At 65.1% G+C, this 18,232-nt stretch carries 8 protein-coding genes and 1 pseudogene; 3 read left to right on the forward strand and 6 right to left on the reverse strand.

Annotated features, from left to right (window positions below; translation table 11 throughout):
* Positions 1 to 151: 151 nt before the first annotated feature.
* Together QU44_RS07695 and QU44_RS07700 are read left to right on the forward strand one after the other, a co-directional pair.
* Positions 152 to 1,462 carry a hemolysin family protein gene (locus tag QU44_RS07695; protein ID WP_156141014.1) on the forward strand — a complete coding sequence of 437 codons (1,311 nt, stop codon included), beginning with the start codon at positions 152 to 154 and terminating at the stop codon, positions 1,460 to 1,462.
* Positions 1,459 to 2,769 carry a hemolysin family protein gene (locus tag QU44_RS07700; RefSeq protein WP_033921338.1) on the forward strand — a complete coding sequence of 437 codons (1,311 nt, stop codon included), beginning with the start codon at positions 1,459 to 1,461 and terminating at the stop codon, positions 2,767 to 2,769. Before QU44_RS07695 ends, QU44_RS07700 begins: the two co-directional genes overlap by 4 nt.
* A gap of 18 nt (positions 2,770 to 2,787) precedes the next feature.
* On the opposite strand, the gene QU44_RS07705 is transcribed toward QU44_RS07700, so the two are convergent.
* From QU44_RS07705 to QU44_RS07715, 3 genes and pseudogenes are all read right to left on the reverse strand, one after another.
* Positions 2,788 to 4,242, reverse strand: a complete 1,455-nt coding sequence (locus QU44_RS07705; protein ID WP_033921378.1) for a glucoamylase family protein — start codon at positions 4,240 to 4,242, stop codon at positions 2,788 to 2,790.
* A 79-nt stretch (positions 4,243 to 4,321) separates the two neighbouring features.
* Positions 4,322 to 7,327, reverse strand: a pseudogene (locus QU44_RS18955) (TonB-dependent receptor).
* A gap of 43 nt (positions 7,328 to 7,370) precedes the next feature.
* On the reverse strand, positions 7,371 to 8,375 hold the full coding sequence (locus QU44_RS07715; RefSeq protein WP_033921379.1) for a LacI family DNA-binding transcriptional regulator: 1,005 nt from the start codon (positions 8,373 to 8,375) through the stop codon (positions 7,371 to 7,373).
* 174 nt (positions 8,376 to 8,549) lie between these two features.
* Between QU44_RS07715 and QU44_RS07720 the strand changes: the two genes are divergently transcribed.
* Positions 8,550 to 10,838 (forward strand): glycoside hydrolase family 3 N-terminal domain-containing protein, encoded by a 2,289-nt coding sequence (locus tag QU44_RS07720; protein WP_033921339.1) that lies wholly within the window; start codon positions 8,550 to 8,552, stop codon positions 10,836 to 10,838.
* Here the strand turns inward: QU44_RS07720 and QU44_RS07725 are convergent.
* The 3 genes from QU44_RS07725 to QU44_RS07735 all read right to left on the reverse strand — a co-directional run bounded on the left by QU44_RS07725 (position 10,835) and on the right by QU44_RS07735 (position 18,170).
* Positions 10,835 to 12,178, reverse strand: a complete 1,344-nt coding sequence (locus QU44_RS07725; RefSeq protein WP_231621658.1) for an MFS transporter — start codon at positions 12,176 to 12,178, stop codon at positions 10,835 to 10,837. The two genes, QU44_RS07720 and QU44_RS07725, sit on opposite strands and share 4 nt — an antisense overlap.
* A 91-nt stretch (positions 12,179 to 12,269) precedes the next feature.
* Positions 12,270 to 14,789, reverse strand: coding sequence for a glycoside hydrolase family 3 protein (locus QU44_RS07730; RefSeq protein ID WP_052134435.1), 2,520 nt, complete (start codon positions 14,787 to 14,789; stop codon positions 12,270 to 12,272).
* Positions 14,790 to 14,951: 162 nt separating this feature from the next.
* Positions 14,952 to 18,170, reverse strand: a complete 3,219-nt coding sequence (locus tag QU44_RS07735; RefSeq protein WP_033921340.1) for an amidohydrolase family protein — start codon at positions 18,168 to 18,170, stop codon at positions 14,952 to 14,954.
* Positions 18,171 to 18,232: the final 62 nt, after the last annotated feature.

The raw sequence follows: 18,232 nt of genomic DNA on the forward strand, positions 1-18,232 counted from the left end.
TTTGGTGCGAGGTTACCAATAACAGCCACTCTGCAAAAAGCGTTTGCTGCGAGAGCTGTATAATATTCGGCAGGTATCGCACTTGTTTGTCGGTTGGCGTGCGCATCGGTACAGCGTTTAGCTCACCGCATATCTGTGATCGGCCCCTGCCTTGGATTTCCTGATATCCCTCGCCGTCATTTTAGTGATGGTCGCTGCGAACGCGCTTTATGTCGCAGCCGAGTTCGCCACCGTCGGCGCGCGCAAATCGCGCGTTCAGGAATCTGCCGAAGCGGGCGATCCCGCCGCCGCCAAATTGCTGCATATTCTGCGCGACCCCAAAAAACTCGACAATTATGTGGCCGGTTGCCAGGTCGGCATCACGCTGAGCAGCCTGGTTGCCGGTGCTTATGGCCAGGCACAATTGACGCCATTGCTGGCGCCAATGCTGGGCGCGGTCGGCGGACAGGTCGCGGCGATCGTCATCGTGCTGCTGGTGGTGACGGTGCTGCAGGTGGTGCTGGGCGAATTGCTGCCAAAGACGATCGCGCTGCGATACCCCGAGCGGCTTTCGATCGCGACGCTGATGCCGATGCGCTTCAGCCTGCTGATTTTCCGCCCATTGACCGTCCTGTTCAACGGCACCGCCTTTGCGTTGATGCGTGCGTTCAGGCTGCATAGCGACCACGGCCATCTTCACGTCCATTCGGCCGATGAACTCGAAGCATTGTATCGCGATAGCGCCGCCGGCGGTCTGATCGACGCCGAGGAACGCGACATGCTTGCCGGCGCGCTGGGCATTGACGATACCCGCGTGCGCGAGATCATGACGCCGCGGGTGCGGATGACCACGATCGCGGCCAGCGACGACGTCGCGACCGCCGTTCGCGTCGCGGCGGCTTCTCCTTTTTCGCGATTCCCGGTGACTGGACCGAATGTGGAGGACATTGTCGGCATCGTGCATTTGCGGGCGATGTTTGCCGCCGCGCAGCGCGACCCGACGACGACGGTGGGGGCGATCATGCGCGAGCCGCTGATCGTTGCCGAGTTCATGAGCGTGCCCAAGCTGTGGAGCACGCTGCGCGATTCGGGACGGCGCAGCGCAGTTGCGATCAACGAATATGGCAGTGTCGCCGGGATGGTAACGCTGGAAGATGCGCTTGAAGAGATTTTCGGCGAGTTGCAGGACGAATTCGACCAGGAGGAAGAAATCGTGATCGAGCGCGGCCCGGCGGCCAGTGTGCGCGGTGACGTATCGCTGTCGACGCTGGCCGACCGCTACGCGATCGAATTGCCCGATGACCGCGCCGACACGATCGGCGGCCTGGTTTGGCATTTGCTGGGTCGGTTGCCCCAGGTGGGGGACGACATGGCGGTGCCTGGCGTCGCCTATCACCTGCGGGTCGAGGCGATGGAGCGGCATGCGGTTCGGCGGGTGCTCGTCACCCCGGATGTGTCACCGGTTGAGGAAGAGACGTCGTGAGCGCCTATCTCGTGCCGATCGGCATCATCATCGGCTTGATCATCGTCAACGGCGTTTTCGTCGCCGCCGAGTTCGCCCTGGTCGGTTCGCGCAAAAGCCGGCTGGAAACGATGGCGCAGGGCGGCAACCGGGTCGCACGCTGGCTGGTCAACATGTTCGACCGGCCGATGGGCAAGGACGCCTATATCGCGATCGCGCAATTAGGCATCACCCTCGCCTCGATCGGGCTGGGCATGTACGGCGAGCCAGCGGTCGCGGCATGGCTGTATCCCGCCCTTGAAAGCTGGGGGCTGAGCTATGACCAATCACATGGCGTCGGTTTTGTCCTGGCGCTGGGAGCGATCACCTATCTGCACGTCGTGTTCGGCGAGATGATCCCCAAGGCACTCGCGCTGCAATTGCCCGAAGGCGTGAGCATCGCTGTCCATCCGGTGATGCGGATATTCGGTTTTCTGTTTCGCCCGATGGTGATCGCACTGAACTGGGTCGCGTTCGGGCTGATGCGACTGCTGGGCATCCCCGATCCGGCCAAGTCGGCATCACTCTATACCTCAAAAGAACTGGCGATCGCGACCGGCGAAGTCGCTGCCAGCGGCCAGTTGGACGAAGCGCAGCGGGTGCTGATCGACAATATCTTCGAGATGGAGGATCGCACCGCCGAGGAGCTGATGACCTCACGCACCCGGCTAAACGCGATCGATGCCGACACCGAACCCACGGCGCTGGGGATCAAAGTCGCCAACAGCCGCGAGACACGATACCCGGTCTATGCAGGGTCGCTCGACACCGTGCTGGGGGTGCTGCACGTCAAGGACTTCATCCGCGCGCAGCTGAACGGCGAACTACAGACGCTGCGCCAGATCGTCAGGCCGCTTGCCCGCGTCGCGGCGACGACGCCCGCCACCGAATTGCTGGCGCTATTCAAGAAACAGCGTGTGCATGCGGCGCTGGTCGTCGACGAATATGGCGGCACGATGGGCTTCGTCACGATGGATGACATCATCGAAGATCTGATCGACGATGATGAAGCGCTGATGACCGACTGGATTCGCCGCATGCCTGATCGCAGCCTGAAGCTGGACGGCGAGGTAACGCTGGCCGAACTACGCGAGGATCATGCGATCGACCTTACCGCCCCCGACGTCGTCACCGTCGCCGGGCTGTTCCTGGCGATTGACGGCACGCTGCCACTCGCGGGCGCGAAACTGGAGCGCAACGGGCATTTCCTGCAGATCGAGGAGATGCAGGGCCTGAAGATCACTCGGGTAAACCTGATGCCCGCCGCCGCAAATTCGCCGGCGGACTGATTCAGCCGGCGGCGCTTCCTACCCCAGCCAGCCGCCCGAAAACCCGGCGCGCTCCAACCCGCGGCGGACATGCGGGTTGCGCTGCATCGTTTTCCACACCAGCCCCGACCGGTGATTTTCGATCATCGCGACGATCGGCCCCTGGTCGATCCCCAGATAATCCTTGTCGACCCAACCCACCCCCGGGCGAAGTTCACCGTGCTGAAACGGCCTTGGCGGACGTGCGGTCAGCGTCGGGTTGAACGCATCGAGAAAGCCGTATTTGTCGTATAGCCCTGCGCCATAGCGCGCATAAAGCGCGCTGACGGTCGGTTCGACAATCTCGGGCGCGAACGGCAGCGAACCGAGCAATGCGGTGGGTGCCAGCGTGCCGTCGTCGCGCTCGCCCGGACCGCGCGCCGAATAGCTGAAGAAATCGCGTTTGCGCCCGCCGATCGTCATCGCGAAATCGCCGGGGCCGTCACAGGCGGTCAGCCCCCAGCAGTCCGCGCCATAGCCCGCCCAGCCGCCAGGATTCTCGATGGCATAGGCCCGCTGGGCATAGGTCGCGCGGCGGCTGTTTTCGAAATAATCGATGCCCTTGGCCGCCATGAACCGATCGCGGATGCCGCGAAAGTCGATCCAGACATGGCTGTATTGGTGGCCGAACATCGGCGCGAATTGCAGATGCGGCTCGCCCCAGCGATTGCCCCAGCTTGCCTCGAACCGGTCGGTCCATGCGTCCCAGGTGCCGTCGGCCAAGGGATGCGTGGGCGACCCGAGCCCCAGGATATAGAGGATCATGCCCTCGTTATAGACGTCCCAGTCGTGCGGGATGAAGCCGCTTTCTGGGTGCCAGCCCATCGAAACCAGCGGCGCGCGCGGGGTGATCCACGGCCATTCGATCGCGGTGTAAAGCTGTTCGGCAAGCGCGCGGATCCGCGCTTCTGCGGGATCATCGGCGCGGTCGAACCAGCTTTGCGCGAACAGCACGCCGCCCATCAGCAGTGCGGTATCGACCGTCGATAATTCGGCGCGCGCGAAGCGCCAACCCTGGGTGACGCCAAGGAAATGATAGAAGAACCCCCGATTACCGCTGGTTCGCTCCCCCTCCCCCATCGGCGCTGCCGCCAGAAACTCCAGCGTCGCGAGCGTTCGATCACGTGCCGCCGCGCGCGTTACCCAGCCATGCGACGCGCCGATCGGATACGCCGTCAGCGCATAGCCCACCGCCGCGATCGAGGCGAAGGACGGCGTCGGCCAGCGATCAGGGGCCAGACCGGTCCTGGGATCGGTGGTTTCCCAGAAATAGCGGAATGCGCGGCGCTGGATGTCATCGATCAGCGGGGTGACCGCCACGCCGGCCGCCGGGAGATCATCCAGCGGTGTCCAGCCATCGACCGCGATACGCGGACTGGAGCCCGGCGCGCACCCGGCCACCACGGCTCCAAGACCAAGCCCAGCCGTGGCCATGAACTGGCGTTTGTTCAGCAAATTGCAGGCTCCCAGAATCACGCGGGTAAAAAAAGGCCGGGGCGGGCAAGGGGGGAACGCCCGCCCCGGCAGTCAGGAGTTAGAAGCGATAGCCGACGCGGAACTGGATACGCCGCGGCAGGGTGAGGAGCCGGCTGGCGTTCTCCAGCGTAGCCGGCTGCAACAGATCAGGATCCGGCGTGGCGCTCCGGTTGATGAATTCATCAAAGCCAGCCCCGTTCTTGTTGTTGAACGCATTCAGGACGTCGACCGCGAACTCGACTTCGTTGCCGGTGCCGAACAGCTTTTGCCGATTGGCAAGCGTCAGGTTGACCTCACAAAAGGCAAAGACGCCGGCGATGCAGTTCTTGTCGGGATAGGCAGCGGTGAATTCACGCTGGCCCGGCTCGAAGCCATCCGAGGCGTCGACGACATTATAGGCCTGTCCCGAACCAAGCGTCGTCAGCGTCGAGAACTGGAAGCCAAGCGGAAGATCGACAATGCCCGACAGCACCAGCCGGTGCCGCTCATCGCCGACGGTCGGACGCCAGCCATAATCGTCGGGGGTGATCTCATCGAGACTGAACAGATCACCGCCATTCCGTTCGGCCTTGCCCAACGTATAGGCGATGTTCAGCCCCCAGCCTGACGAAGCGGTGTAGTTCTTGTCGAGGGTGACGAACAGCGCCTTGTAGCGGGTATCCAGCCCGTCGAAACCGATCAATGCATTTGAGTAGCCAAGGCTGCGTAGCGTCCCCAGCGCGGCCCCGTCGCAACAGCCGCCCTGACCGGCATTGTTCCGCGTGGCGAACAGATAGGTATAGCCATTGCGCCCGCGCTGGTACGAACCGGTAACCGACGCCTGGAAAACCCCAAGCCGCTGGCGCACGCCGAACGAGAACTGATCGTTTACCGGCGGCTTCGTATTGTTCTTGGTCACCAACAATTCGGGCAGACCAGTCTCGGGGTTGCTGGCAAGCAACTGCAACAGCCCATCGCGGGTCAGATAGGATTCGTCGAAGGCGACCGTGGGAAGCCCGCGCCGGGGCGTTCCATCGGGCGAGAAGCGGAAAACACCTACCGGGTTGATCGTCCGCGACAGTTCATCGACCGTCGTGTTGAAATTGTTGCGGTCATAATAGCGGCCCGCGCCGCCGAAAATCACCGTATTCTCGGTACCGAAAATATCCCACGAAAAGCCTACGCGCGGCGCGATCGCGCCCATGAACGGTTCGCGGTTGTCGCCCGTGCTGATGTAATCTTCGGGGTTGAAATAGTCGGTCGTCGGCAGCGAGCGGAGGGCTGTCGCCGCATTGGCCGGCGTTATGAAGTTGTTGTTCTTGGCATTAGTCTCATAGTCCTAGCGCACGCCAAGGTTCAACTGCAGCCGGTCGCTGACGTCCCAGTCATCCTGCAAATACAGGCCGACTTGGGTGTTCGACCCATAGATACGCCCATTGCCCAGACCCAGCCGTGCCTCGGCCGGAAATGCAAAGGTCAGATCGTCGGTGGGGTCGAGCGGAGTGCCGGCATTGTCGCCACGATTGAAGCTGTAGCGCGGCTGGATGAAGGCGTTGTTAGTGAACTCGATATCGGTCACCTCCACCCGGACACCCGCCTTGATCGCGTGCCGCGCAAACCCGGTCCAGGTAAGATCATCGCGCAGCGTATAGCCCTGCTGCAGTTCGCGCCGTGTCGAATCCTTGCCGCCGAACACGACCACACCGGCATAGTCGAACGATGGCAGATCGGGGTTCAACGACGTTGGATTGAAGACATAGTTCAGATAGTTGGCATTGAATTCATTGACGAAATTGTTGCCGTTGTACGTCCATTTGAAGACATAGGTGTCGACGACATTGATCTTGTTTTCCGCCGCTTCGAACGCGACGTTGCCACCAAAGCCCTGAATATCGGTTTCTTCGCGACGGCTGAACGACAGGTCGAATACCTGCCGGTCGTCAGGAGTCAGCGTCATCTTGCCGAAATAGAAATCCTGGCGAAACGGGCTGACGAATGCGCCCTCGAACTCCGATAGGCGACGGCCCGAAGCCTGTTCAAACTCCCGGATCGCGCCGGGGTCAGCCGTGACGCTTGGATTGACGTTGAACGCCCGGTCCTGATCGTTGCCCTCGTAGGCGGCAAAGAAGAACAGCCGATCCTTGATGATCGGGCCACCAAGCGAGATGCCATATTGCTTGCGCTCGAATGCAGGTTCCGCGTTGCCGTCGCGGATGTCGATATAGTTTTTCTGCGAGAGTGCCTTGTCGGTATATTGCCCGAACGCTTCGCCATGAAACTCGTTGGCGCCCGACTTGGTGATCGCGGTGATAACGGCGGCACCGGCCTGCTCATATTCGGCCTTATAGTTCTGCGTGATGACGCGGAACTCCTGCACGGCAAGCTGGCCGAACGGGTTGCCGCGGCTGTTCTGCTGGTCGGCGACACCGCCCTCGCGCAGCTTGTTCTTCAGGCTGACGCCGTCGATGAACACATTGACCTGGCTGGCGGGCGATGCACCCGACTGGAATCCCTTGTCGGTTTCGCTGTCGTTGTACCGCACGCCGGGGGCAAGCGCGGCGAACGACAGAAAGTTGCGGTCAGTCTGCGGAAGCCTGCGGATCTGCTCCTGCGACACGTTGGTCGCGATTTCGCTGGTGCGGGTTTCAGCCAGCGCCGATCCGGTGACGACGATGTCGCCTTCCTGCGCCGACTGGTCGCCGACGCTGATGTCTGCCGGTTCCTCGGCACCGGCAGCGGCCCCTAGCTGTGCGTCGAGCGTAGCCGACTGGCCGATCGAAACCGTCACCAGCCGTTCGAACGTCGCCCCGTCGGCACCGGCGATCGTCACCCGATACTCGCCGGTTCGCACGCCGTTGAGAATATAGGCGCCATTCGCGGCGGTGGTGGCGGTGCGGGTGATGTTGTTGGCGGTCGCGACGGCGGTGACGGTCGCGCCGGCAACGGGTGCGCCCGATGCGTCGGTGACGGTGCCGCGAATGCTGGCGGTCGTCGTCTGCGCGGCGGCGGGGGCCACCATCGCAACGGTGCCGCCGAGCGCGGTCGCACTGGCGAGCAATAAGCGGAAGGCTGAAATGGTCTTCATGATGTTCTTCCCTGCTGATCCCCCTGTTCGCCGGGGGCTTCGTTTAATTCTGGGCTAAATTCTGGAGCGTGGTCGTGTTGCGGACGATCAACTGCGGCATGGTGTGTTCGACCTGCATGTCTTCGCCGCCGCCGATCATCTCGGTCAGCCGTGCGACGGCGCGCATCCCGAGCGCGGCGATGTCGATCCGCATCGTGGTGAGCGACGGGGTGACGAAACGGGCGAGCGGAATGTCATCGAAGCCGGCGATCGCGATCCGCCCCGGCACATCGACCTCCGCGTCGCGCAGCGCCACCAGCGCGCCCACCGCCATCATGTCGTTGGCGGCGAAGATCGCATCGACGGGGGCAGTATCGGCGAGCAGTGCCCGCGCGGCCTGCGCACCCGATTCCTCATGAAAGTCGCCGGCGACGATCCGGGGCGTCAGGCCGGCCTGCGCCATCGCATCGGCATAGCCGCGCTGCCGCTCGCGCGCGTCGATATTGCCGTCCGGGCCCGCGATATGAACGATATGCCGCCGCCCGACCGCAACCAGGTGCGCGACCATCGCCGCTGCGCCGCCGGCATTGTCGACGTGCAGTTCGGCGCGCTGCTGATGATGCGGGGCGCAGTTGATCAGGACGGCGGGGACGCTGGGGGGCAGATGGGCGAAAAGCTGATCGGCATCGACATGCGGTGCCATCACCACCAGCCCATCGACACAGCCACGCATCGCTTTCAGCGCCTCGATGCCCGAGGCTGGATCGCTGTGCATGTTGGTGAGCAGCAAATGCAGCCCGCGCGCCGATGCTTCGCGATCCATGCCGCGCAGGATTTCGGAGAAGAACTCACCGTGCAGATCGGGCAGCACCACGCCAAGCGCGCCGGTGCGCGACAAACTTAGATTGCGGGCTCCGGCGTGCGGCACATAGCCCAGCCGGGCGGCAACAGCCGCTACCCGCTCGCGCAATTCGGGACTGACATTGTCATGGCCGTTCAGCACACGCGAAACCGAGGCGACCGAAACCGCCGCTTCACGCGCAACATCACGGATGGTGGCATTCGCCATCGCTTCAGAACGGTCCTCTACCGGGTCATCTTCTGTGCAGGCGCTGCTGGTCGGCGCATTCGCCATCGCTTCGCCCTTGATGTAACCGGTTACATCAAACTACAACGGCCATCAATATGATTCATGACGCCCCGGCTGCTAAGGCGATCGGGCGACGCGAGAGGAACCAGATCGATGAAAAAGCCGGTAATTTCGAGACGCGCGATGCTGATGGGCGCGGGCGCGATCACCGCCTGGGCAGCGTCGCCCGCACGCGCAATGCTGGCGCAAACCGCCGGCGCGGCGCTTCCCGCCAGCGTCGAGTCGCTGCTGTCGCAAATGACCGTCGTCGAGAAAACGGGACAGCTCACGCTCAACGCCGCCGCCTGGGCGGGCAGCGCGGCGACCGCGCTCAACCCTGCGGGCGCGCAGACCAATTTCGAGGGGCAGCTCGCCGAAGTGCGCCAGGGGCGGCTCGGCGGCGTGTTCAACGGCAATGGCGCCGAAATGGCGCGGCAGATGCAGTTGGTGGCGATGCGCGAGGCACGGCTCAAGCTGCCTTTGGTGTTCGCCGCCGACGTCATCCACGGTTTTCGCACGGTGTTCCCGATGCCGCTGGCCGAGGCGGGCAGCTTCGACGCCGATCTTGCCGAGCGCACCGCGCGGGTCGCGGCGGTCGAGGCGACCGCGGCGGGGATCGACTGGAATTTCGCGCCGATGGTCGATGTCGCGCGTGACGCGCGCTGGGGTCGCGGGATCGAGGGCGCGGGCGAGGACGTGCTGCTCGGCCGGATCATGGCCGAGGCGCGGGTGCGCGGCTTCCAGGGACGCAAGGGGCTGAAGGCGACCGATGCGATGGTCGCCTGCGCCAAGCATTTCGCCGCCTATGGCGCGGCCGAGGGCGGACTCGACTACAACACCGTCGACATATCCGAACGCACGTTGCGCGAAATCTATTTCCCGCCCTTCCAGGCGGCGTTCGCGGCGGGTGCGGGCACGACGATGGCGGCGTTCAACGAATTGTCGGGGATTCCCGCGACCGCCAATCGCTGGCTGCTCACCGATGTGCTGCGGACCGAATGGGGCTTCGATGGCGTCGTCGTGTCGGACTATACCGGCGACATGGAGCTGATCGCGCACGGCTTTGCCGCCGACGAGCGCGAAGCGACCAAGCTCGCCTTCCTCGCGGGCGTCGACATGTGCATGCAGTCGAGCTTTTACATCAACCACTTGCCCGACCTGGTCGCCAAGGGCGACGTGCCGATGGCGCGGCTCGACGAGGCGGTGCGGCGCGTGCTGGCGATGAAGGTGATGCTGGGGTTGTTCGACGATCCCTTCCGCCGGATCGACGTGCGGCGTGAACGCACACGCATCGGCACGCCGGCGCACCGCAAGGTGGCGCGCGAGGCGGGAGCCAAATCGATCGTGCTGCTCAAGAACGAAGGCGATCTGCTCCCCCTGCCCCGCAGCGGCAAGCGGATCGCGCTGATCGGGCCGTTCGTGCAGGGCAAGCGTGAGCTGATCGGGCCGTGGAACGTCTATGGCACCGATGCCGATGCGGTCGATCTGCTCACCGGCGTTCGCGCCGCGCTGGCCGACGCATCGATGGTGACCGCGACCGATGGCTCGGGGATCCTCGAGCCGCTGCTCGGCGGGATCGAGGCTGCGGTGGCGGCGGCGCGCGCGGCGGACATCGTCGTGCTCGCGGTGGGCGAAGCGCAGAACATGTCTGGCGAAGCACAATCGCGCACCGACATCACCATCCCCGCGCCGCAAATGGCGCTCGCCGAAGCCGTCGCGGCGGCGGGCAAGCCGATGGTGGTGCTGCTGCGCCATGGTCGCGCGCTGGCGCTCGAAGGCGCGGTGAAGGACGCGCCGGCGATCCTGGCGACGTGGTTCCTGGGATCGGAATCGGGTCCGGCTACCGCCGACATCCTGTTCGGCGCGGTCGCCCCCTCGGCACGGTTGCCGGTGAGTTTTCCGCACAGCAGCGGCCAGGCGCCCTATTATTACGCGCACAAAAATACCGGGCGCCCCAACCCGCCGGGTGACCGCGTCGCGTTTAAGGCGCGCTACATGGACGTGCCGGGCGGCGCGCTCTACCCGTTCGGGCATGGGCTTACCTATGGCCGGATCGCCTATTCGGCGCTCGATACGGGAGACGGCGTGCTGGCGGCTGGGGGCAAGCTGACCGTCCGCGCGGTGGTGACCAACAGCGGCGCGCGCGATGCCGATGAAGTGGTCCAGCTCTATGTTCAGGACGTGACCGCCAGCATCACGCAGCCGGTCCGCGAGCTGAAGGCGTTCCGCAAGGTGCGCGTTGCGGCAGGCGCGAGCGAAACGGTCGAATTCACGCTGGCACGCGGCGACCTGACCTTCATCGGGCAGGACCTGAAACCCACGGTCGAACCGGGCAAATTCCGCCTGTGGATCGCCCCTTCCGCCGAGGCCGAAGGCGTGAGCGGCGAGTTTACCCTGGCCTAAGCCGGGCGGCCCGCCGCCAGTTCCTCGATAATCGCGGCATGTCGCCCGCGCGGCAGCGGGTTGGCGAGCATCGCCGCGATCGACAGGACCAGCCCGGCGGCGGGGGCGGCGATCATCAGCCAGCGTATCCCCTCGCGCGCAGCCGCGTCAGGGGCCACGCTGCCGTCATAGCCGAGCAGCGTATAAACTCCGCCGAGCAGCATCGCCGCGGCGGCAAGCGCGAGCTTTTGCAACAGCGCCGAAACGCCGAACGCGGTCGCCTCGACTCGAAGCCCGCCGCGCGCCTCGCCATAATCGACGGTGTTCGGCAGCATCGCCCAGCCGGCAAGGCCAAGCCCGGTGAGCACCATCTGCATCGCGATCAGGAAGGGCCTGGCCAGCCAGATCGCCTGTGGCCCGGCGACCGCGAAGATCGCCAGCGCCGCCAGCCCCAGCGTCGCCGCGATGATCCAGGCGGCGCGCGCGCCGATCCGCACGGTGATCGCGGTCCAGATTGGTACCGCCAGCACCCCTGCGGCGGCCATCGCGGCAAAGGTGGCGGGGCCGCCCGCCGGGTCGCCAGCGACGTGGCGGAAATAATAGAGCACCGACTGGTTGAGGATCGCACCCGCGATCGCCGCGGCGGTCATCGCGATACCCAGCGTCACGAAGGCGCGGTTGCGGGCGAGCGCAGCCAGGTTGCGCGCCACCGATGCCTGGTTGATCGCAGGCGCGATCCGCGTCGCCTGGCGGGTTGCGATACCGACGATCAGCAGCAACGGGGTGGCGATCGCGGCGAACAAGGCAGCGACCAGCGCATAGCCCCCCGCCCCGGTGCGCGCGAGCAGCCACGGCGTGCCCAGCGCGACGACCGCCGCCGCCGCCGCACCGAACAACAGCCGGAACCCGGCGATCAACGTCCGGTCGCGGCTGTCGTCGCTCACCCGCGTGCTCCACGCGGCATAGGGCACGTTGGTGACGGCATAGAGCGTGCGGAACGCAAGCTGCGCGCCGATCGACAGCGCCACCAGCGGCGCGCCATCGAACGGCGGCAGCAGATAGAGCAACGGAAACGTCAGCCCTAGTGGCACCGCCCCCAGCACGACGAAGCGTCGATAGCTGCGGCGCGATCGTTCGGCGGCGATGCCGACGATCAGGTCGGCCACCCCGTCCCAGATCGCCCCCGCCATATAGACCAGCCCCGCTATCGCCGGGGGCAGCCCCAGCGTGTCGGTGTAGAAGAACAGCAGATAGAGCGTGACGCTCTGCCAATAGAGGTTGAACGCGAAATCGCCCGAGCTGAACAGCAACAGGCGCGGGATGCCGGGACGACCGGGAACGGCAGCGGTCATGATCGGCATGGCATCGCATCTCTCCGTCTGGTTCGAGCATCGTCGAAAAACGGCGAGACGCGCGCCTGTCTGATAGCAGCGGGCAGCGCAACGCGGCTGCCTACCCCCCGCAATCCAGCTTCACATCGGCATCGGTGCCCAGCGCAACGCGCGCCAGGCTGAAGGTGAAGGCACCATCGGTGGCGACCACCAGCGGCGTATCGACCGCCGACATATTGACCCCGCCTGCGCGGAAACATTTGAGGGGCACACCCACCTTGGTCCAGTTGCCGGGCTTCAACTGCTCAAGCCGCCCAAGCGAAATGGCCGCCTGTGCCGGGCCGGAACGCATCGCCAGCGTCACCGGCGCGGTGGGTGCCTGATCGACCCGGATGGTGCTGACCAGCAACACGTCGCCATTGGTCTCGCGCGTGGTATCGACCGCCGCCATCCCGGTCAGCGCTACCGACGCTGGTCCCTTGCCATCGAACGCGAAGCGGCGCGCGCCTTCTTGCACGCCAAAGTCGGTGGCGGTCACGCGCACCCGGCCATTGGCGGCGTCGATCGGCAGCGTCGTCACGCGCGTGGTGCTGCCGGCAGGGTCGCCCACCACCAGCGACCAGCTCGCCGCCGGAAGTCCCTTGTCCATGTAAATGCCGGCCTGTGCCTGCGGCTTGACGCCGGGGTCTTCGGATAGCTGGGGCAGCGTGGTGCGGCTGGCCGCCGTCAGGCCATAGCCGCGCTCGAACAGCGTCTTGCCCTTGGCATCGGCAGTAGCCGGCCAGGCGAAGCTGAGCGTCCCGGTGGAATCATGCGCCACGCCGCCGCTGCGGTTCCGCAGCAACACATCGGCCACGCCCGCCCCCTCGGACCCCGGCAACCAGGCAGCGACGAACGCATCGGCGGCGTTGAGTTCGGGATTTACGAACAGCGGGCGCCCGGTCAGCATCAGCGCGACGACCGGCACCCCTTGCGCCTTCAGCTTTTTCATCGTCGCGAGCGGCCCGCGCAACTCGGGCTTTAATTCCAGCGTCGAAATATCGCCCTGGAACTCGGCATATGGGGTTTCGCCGAACACCACGATCGCCACGTCGGGCTTCTTGCCCGCAAAGCTGCCGTCGGGCGAAAGCCGCGCGGTGCCGCCCGATGCCTTCACCGCCCCGTCAATCCCCTTCCAGATCGACGTCGCGCCGGGGAAATGCTTGGGATCAATCCCGGTGCCCTGCCAGGTCAGCGTCCAGCCGCCCGATTGGCGCGCCACATCATCGGCACCGTCTCCCGCGACCAGGATGTTCGCTCCCGGCCGAAGCGGCAGCAGACTGCCGTTGTTCTTGAGCAGGACAAGCGATTTGCGCACCGCCTCACGGGCGATTGCGCGATGCTCGGGACTGCCCAGCAGCTCGAACTGACCCGATAGCGGGCGGCTGGAGGGCTTGCCCATGTCGAGCAGCCCGGCGCGAATCTTCACCCGCAAGACGTTCGCGACGGCATCGTCGAGCCGCGCCATCGGCACTTCGCCCGACTTTGCCTGGAGCACCAGGCTTTCCCATAGCGGCTTCCAGCTATCGGGGGCCATGTACATGTCCAGCCCGGCATTGAGCGCGCGGGGGCAGCTGGCATTGGTGCAGCCCTGGATCTGGCCATGCGCGTTCCAGTCGCTGACCACGAAGCCGCCAAAGCCCATCCGCTGCTTGAGCACGTCGGTGACCAGCCCCTTGTGCCCGGCGATCTTTTCGCCGTTCCAGCTCGAAAAGCTGGTCATCACCGTCTGCACGCCGGCGTTGATCGCCTCGACATAGGGCATGCCGTGCGTATCGCGCAGTTCGGTTTCGCTGATCCGGGCATCGCCCTGGTCGCGGCCACCTTCGGTGCCGCCATCGGCCAGGAAATGCTTGGTCGATGCCAGCACATATGGGCCTTGCAGGATCGGCGTGGCCGATGGCTTGCCCTGCAACCCTTCGATGAACTGGCCGACATAGCTGGCGACCAGCTTGGGATCGGACGAATAGCCCTCATAGGCGCGGCCCCAGCGCAGATCCTGCGGCACGGTAATCGTCGGCGCGAAGGTCCATTCGATCCCGGTCGCGCGGATTTCCTTGGCAGTAGCCTGCGCGATCCGCTTGATCAGCGCGGGATCATGCATCGCGCCCAGGCCAATATTATGCGGAAACAGCGTCGCACCGACGATGTTCGAATGCCCATGCACCGCATCGGTGCCCCAGATGATCGGGATGCCCAGCCGGCCATTGCTGCGGTCGACCGACGCAGCATGAAAGGCGTCGGCAAGCTTGAGCCATTCGGCGGCAGGCGCGAATTCATCGCCATTCGGCGCGGAATTGCCACCATTCAGGATCGACCCCAGATGATAGCGCCGGGCATCGTCGGGCGTGACTGCCGAAATATCGGCCTGCACCACCTGGCCCACCTTTTCCTCGACCGTCATCCGCGCGATCAGATCGGCGATACGCCGCTCGATTGCCGGATCGGCCTTGTACGGCCAATTACCCTGTGGCCAGATTTCGGGGTGCGCGGTCGCCTCGGGCGGCGGGGCCGGCACCGTCTGCCCGATAGCCGTACCACCAATCGCAACCGCCAGCGCAAACCCCGTGGCACTGCCCAGCAGCCGATGAAAACCTCGCATCCGATCCCTTTCACTCTGCCATTGAAGGCAGTAACTTATGATTGCCCAGGCGAACCGCGCCTTGCGCATGCGTTTCTATGGTAAAGGCACCTCGCACGCTTCACAAACCCAAGAAGACGCTCAGGACCGAGGCACCGTGACCATGATCGATTCGCCGCTGCGCTATCGCCACCAATAAGGCAGCCGCTGGCGGCTGCCGGTTTCGACTTCGTTCATGGTTTTGGCGTCGAACATCCGGCCGCCGACCATCACCCTGCTGACCTTGTCCGAATTGCGGATGTCGGCAGTCGGATCGGCGTCGAGCACCACCAGATCGGCAAGCTTGCCGACTTCGAGTGAGCCGATGTCGCGCGCCATGCCGAGCGATTGCGCGGCGACGATGGTGCCGGCACCCAGCGCCTCGATCGGAGTCATCCCGCCGCGCACGAACGACCATAGCTCCCAATGCGAGCCGATTCCCGCCTGTTGGCCATGCGCGCCGATCGACACCAGCTTGCCCGCCTTGGCGATCTTGTTCGCCTCGCGGGCATTGTCGTCGTCGACGAAGTTGCTCTCGGGTGCCTTGGTCACGCGCGCGGTGGCGGCGAGCAAGGTGTCGGTGGGGGTGTGAACCAGCAACGGGTTTTCCCAGACGTTGGTTGCCTGCCGCCAATAGGGATCGCCCGCCAGGCCGCCATAGGACACGACCAATGTCGGCGTGTAATTGGTGTCCGACTGGCCGAACATCTGGACGACGTCCTTGTAGAACACGTCGAGCGGGATATTGTGTTCGAGCGTCGAATTGCCGTCGGCGATCAGGTTCATGTCCATGCCGAACAGCGATCCGCCCTCGGCCACGACCTGGATATTCTCGGCGCGGGCGGCGGCGACCACCATCTGGCGCTGATCGCGGCGCGGCTGATTGTAGTTCTTCACCGAACGCGCGCCCTGCGCCTTCAGCCGGCGGACATGCGACAATGCGTCGTCATAGCTGTCGATCTTGGCATACACGCTGGCGGCGCGCGCGCCGTAGATGATCTCGCCGGTCGAAAAGATGCGCGGGCCGGTGAGCAATCCTGCCGCCTGCAATTCCTTGGCGACGAAAATCTCGCTCGCCTGGCTAGACGGATCGTGGATCGTCGTGGTGCCGAGCGCCAGATTTTGCAGCAGCGACCAGTTTTGCTGCGGCACGACTTCGTCATCGCCCTGCGGGCCGTGCGCATGGGCATCGACCAGGCCGGGGATGATCGTCTTGCCCGCGACGTCGATCATCTTCGCGCCCGCCGGTACCGGGGTAGAGGCACGCGGGCCGATCGCGACGATGCGGTCGCCGCGGATCACCAAGACGCCATCATCGACGATACCGCCATCGGCCGACGCCATCGTCACGATCCGCGCGCCGGTGAGCGCGACCGTGCCGCCGGGCTTATCTGCGGCCTGCTCGATCGCCAGGCTGAGCCCTTGCGTCGGGGGCACGAACTTGGGCGCATCCTCCGCGCGCGGGGCATTGGCGAACAGCGTGGCGCGATCGACAGTGTAGAGCGTCGGCCCCATCGACCAGTGCAGCCGCTGGCCGTCCTGCGACCAGTTGACATAGCTAGCGCCATTGGCGCTGACGCGGGTGACGGGCAGTATCTTGCTGTCGGTATCGATGTCGACCGCCTGGTTGCCGGGCATCAGCGGCAGGACATGCGCCTCATAATTCTGGATAAAAGCGGCATATTGTCCGTCGGGCGCGACCGAATAGCTGACCGCCAGTTCGCCGACGAAATGCTTGCGCTTGGCACCGCCATTAAGGTCGGTGCTGACCAGCAACTGCTTCTGCTCCTCTTCGCCCACCATGAACAGCCGATCGGAGGCAGCGGCGAATTGCGGCTGCGCCATGCCCTTGGCGATCAGCACCGGCGCGCCGCCGCTGGCAGCGACACGATAGACGCCGGGATCGTCGCCATAACGGCGCGAGGTGACGCCGCCCGAGCGCTTCGCCTCGAACGCAATCGTCTTGCCGTCAGGCGAGAATACCGGGCGGGCATAATGGCCGGGGCGCGTGGTCACTGCCTTGGCCGCACCGCCGCTGGCGGCGACGGTGACGATCTGCCCCAGGCCGGCATCGGTCCAGTCGACAAAGGCGATGGTGCGGCCGTCGCGCGACCAGGTGGGGAACAGCTCGCGCCCCTCGCCGCCGCGCGTCAGCCGGCGCGGCGTGCCGCCGGCTGCGGGTTTGACATAGAGCTTGCCCAGGCTTTCGAACACGACTTGCCGCCCGTCGGGCGAGACGCTGGCGAAGCGCGGCATCGCGGTGGTGAAGCGATCGGGCGCGACCTCGACGGTCGGATGCGGAGCATTGGCGACGCCGCGCGTGTCGTTGATGCGGAAGGGGATGTCGCTCGCCGCGCCGCTTTCGACATTCACCCGGCGCAGCTTGCCGCCTGCCCAAACGACGATCTCGCGGTCACCGGGCATCCACGCCATGTTGGGATACAGGCCGGTGACCGCCCAGGTTTCCTGCACGTCCTGGTCAAGCGCGTCATAAATCTTGCGCTCCTCACCCGACGCGAGATCGCGGACATATAGCTTGGACTTGGTTGCCTCGCGGCGGACGAAGGCGATCCGCTTGCCGTCGCGCGACGGCGTCGGGCGCACCGATCCGCCATTGCCCGAGACCATCGTCGTCGTCTCGCCGGTTTCGAGGTCGTAACGCTCGATATTGAACAAATTGGTGTTCGAATCCTGGGCATATTCGAAGATCGGACCCGGCGTGACGTTGCGGGTGAAATAGATGCCCTTGCCGTCGGGCGCGAAGATCGGCTCGCCCAATTCCTTCTGGTGGCGCTCATCGGGGCGCTTAACCAGCTTCACCCCGGTGCCACCCGAGACGTGATAGAGCCATATTTCGCCGGTGCCGAGCGAACGCCCGGTGGTGAAATGCTTCTTGGCGGCGATGAAGCGGCCATCGGGCGACCAGCTCGGCTGGTTGAGCAGGCGGAAATCTTCCTTGGTCACCTGGCGCTTGTCGCTGCCGTCGCGGTTCATCACCCAGATATTGTCGCCGCCGCCGCGATCCGAGGTGAAGGCGATGCGGCTGCCATCGGGCGAAAAGCGCGGTTGCACCTCCCATGCCAGCCCCTCGGCGATCCGCGTCGGCGTGCCGCCGCCGATCGGCATGGTGTAGAGATCGCCGAGCAAAGCAAAGGCGATCGTGCCGCCATCGGGGCTGATGTCGAGGTCCATCCAGCTACCCTCGTCGGTCGCGATCGGCACCTGGCGGATGGTCGCGCCGGTGGGGGCGTTGACGTCCCATTTCGGCTTGGCATCGGGCTTTGCGGTCGTCGGGACAGTCTGGGCAGCGGCGGCCCCGAGCGAAATGGCGAGGGCGATAATGGACGCGGCGCTGCGCAGCATGGACGGTAACTCCCTGGGGTCGGCTTGTTATGCCGCGACCCTAGAGCGCCGACCGCACCTGC

Origin of the sequence: Sphingomonas sp. 37zxx (genome assembly GCF_000786205.1) — a bacterium.
In the GTDB taxonomy this organism is placed as follows: Bacteria; Pseudomonadota; Alphaproteobacteria; order Sphingomonadales; family Sphingomonadaceae; genus Sphingomonas.

Coding starts and splice junctions, on each gene's coding strand:
- QU44_RS07715 (WP_033921379.1), bottom strand. CDS start 8,375: ATGGCGAATGCCACCATCCGTGATGTTGCGCGTGAAGCGGCGGTTTCG.
- QU44_RS07720 (WP_033921339.1), top strand. CDS start 8,550: ATGAAAAAGCCGGTAATTTCGAGACGCGCGATGCTGATGGGCGCGGGC.
- QU44_RS07725 (WP_231621658.1), bottom strand. CDS start 12,178: ATGCCGATCATGACCGCTGCCGTTCCCGGTCGTCCCGGCATCCCGCGC.
- QU44_RS07730 (WP_052134435.1), bottom strand. CDS start 14,789: ATGCGAGGTTTTCATCGGCTGCTGGGCAGTGCCACGGGGTTTGCGCTG.
- QU44_RS07735 (WP_033921340.1), bottom strand. CDS start 18,170: ATGCTGCGCAGCGCCGCGTCCATTATCGCCCTCGCCATTTCGCTCGGG.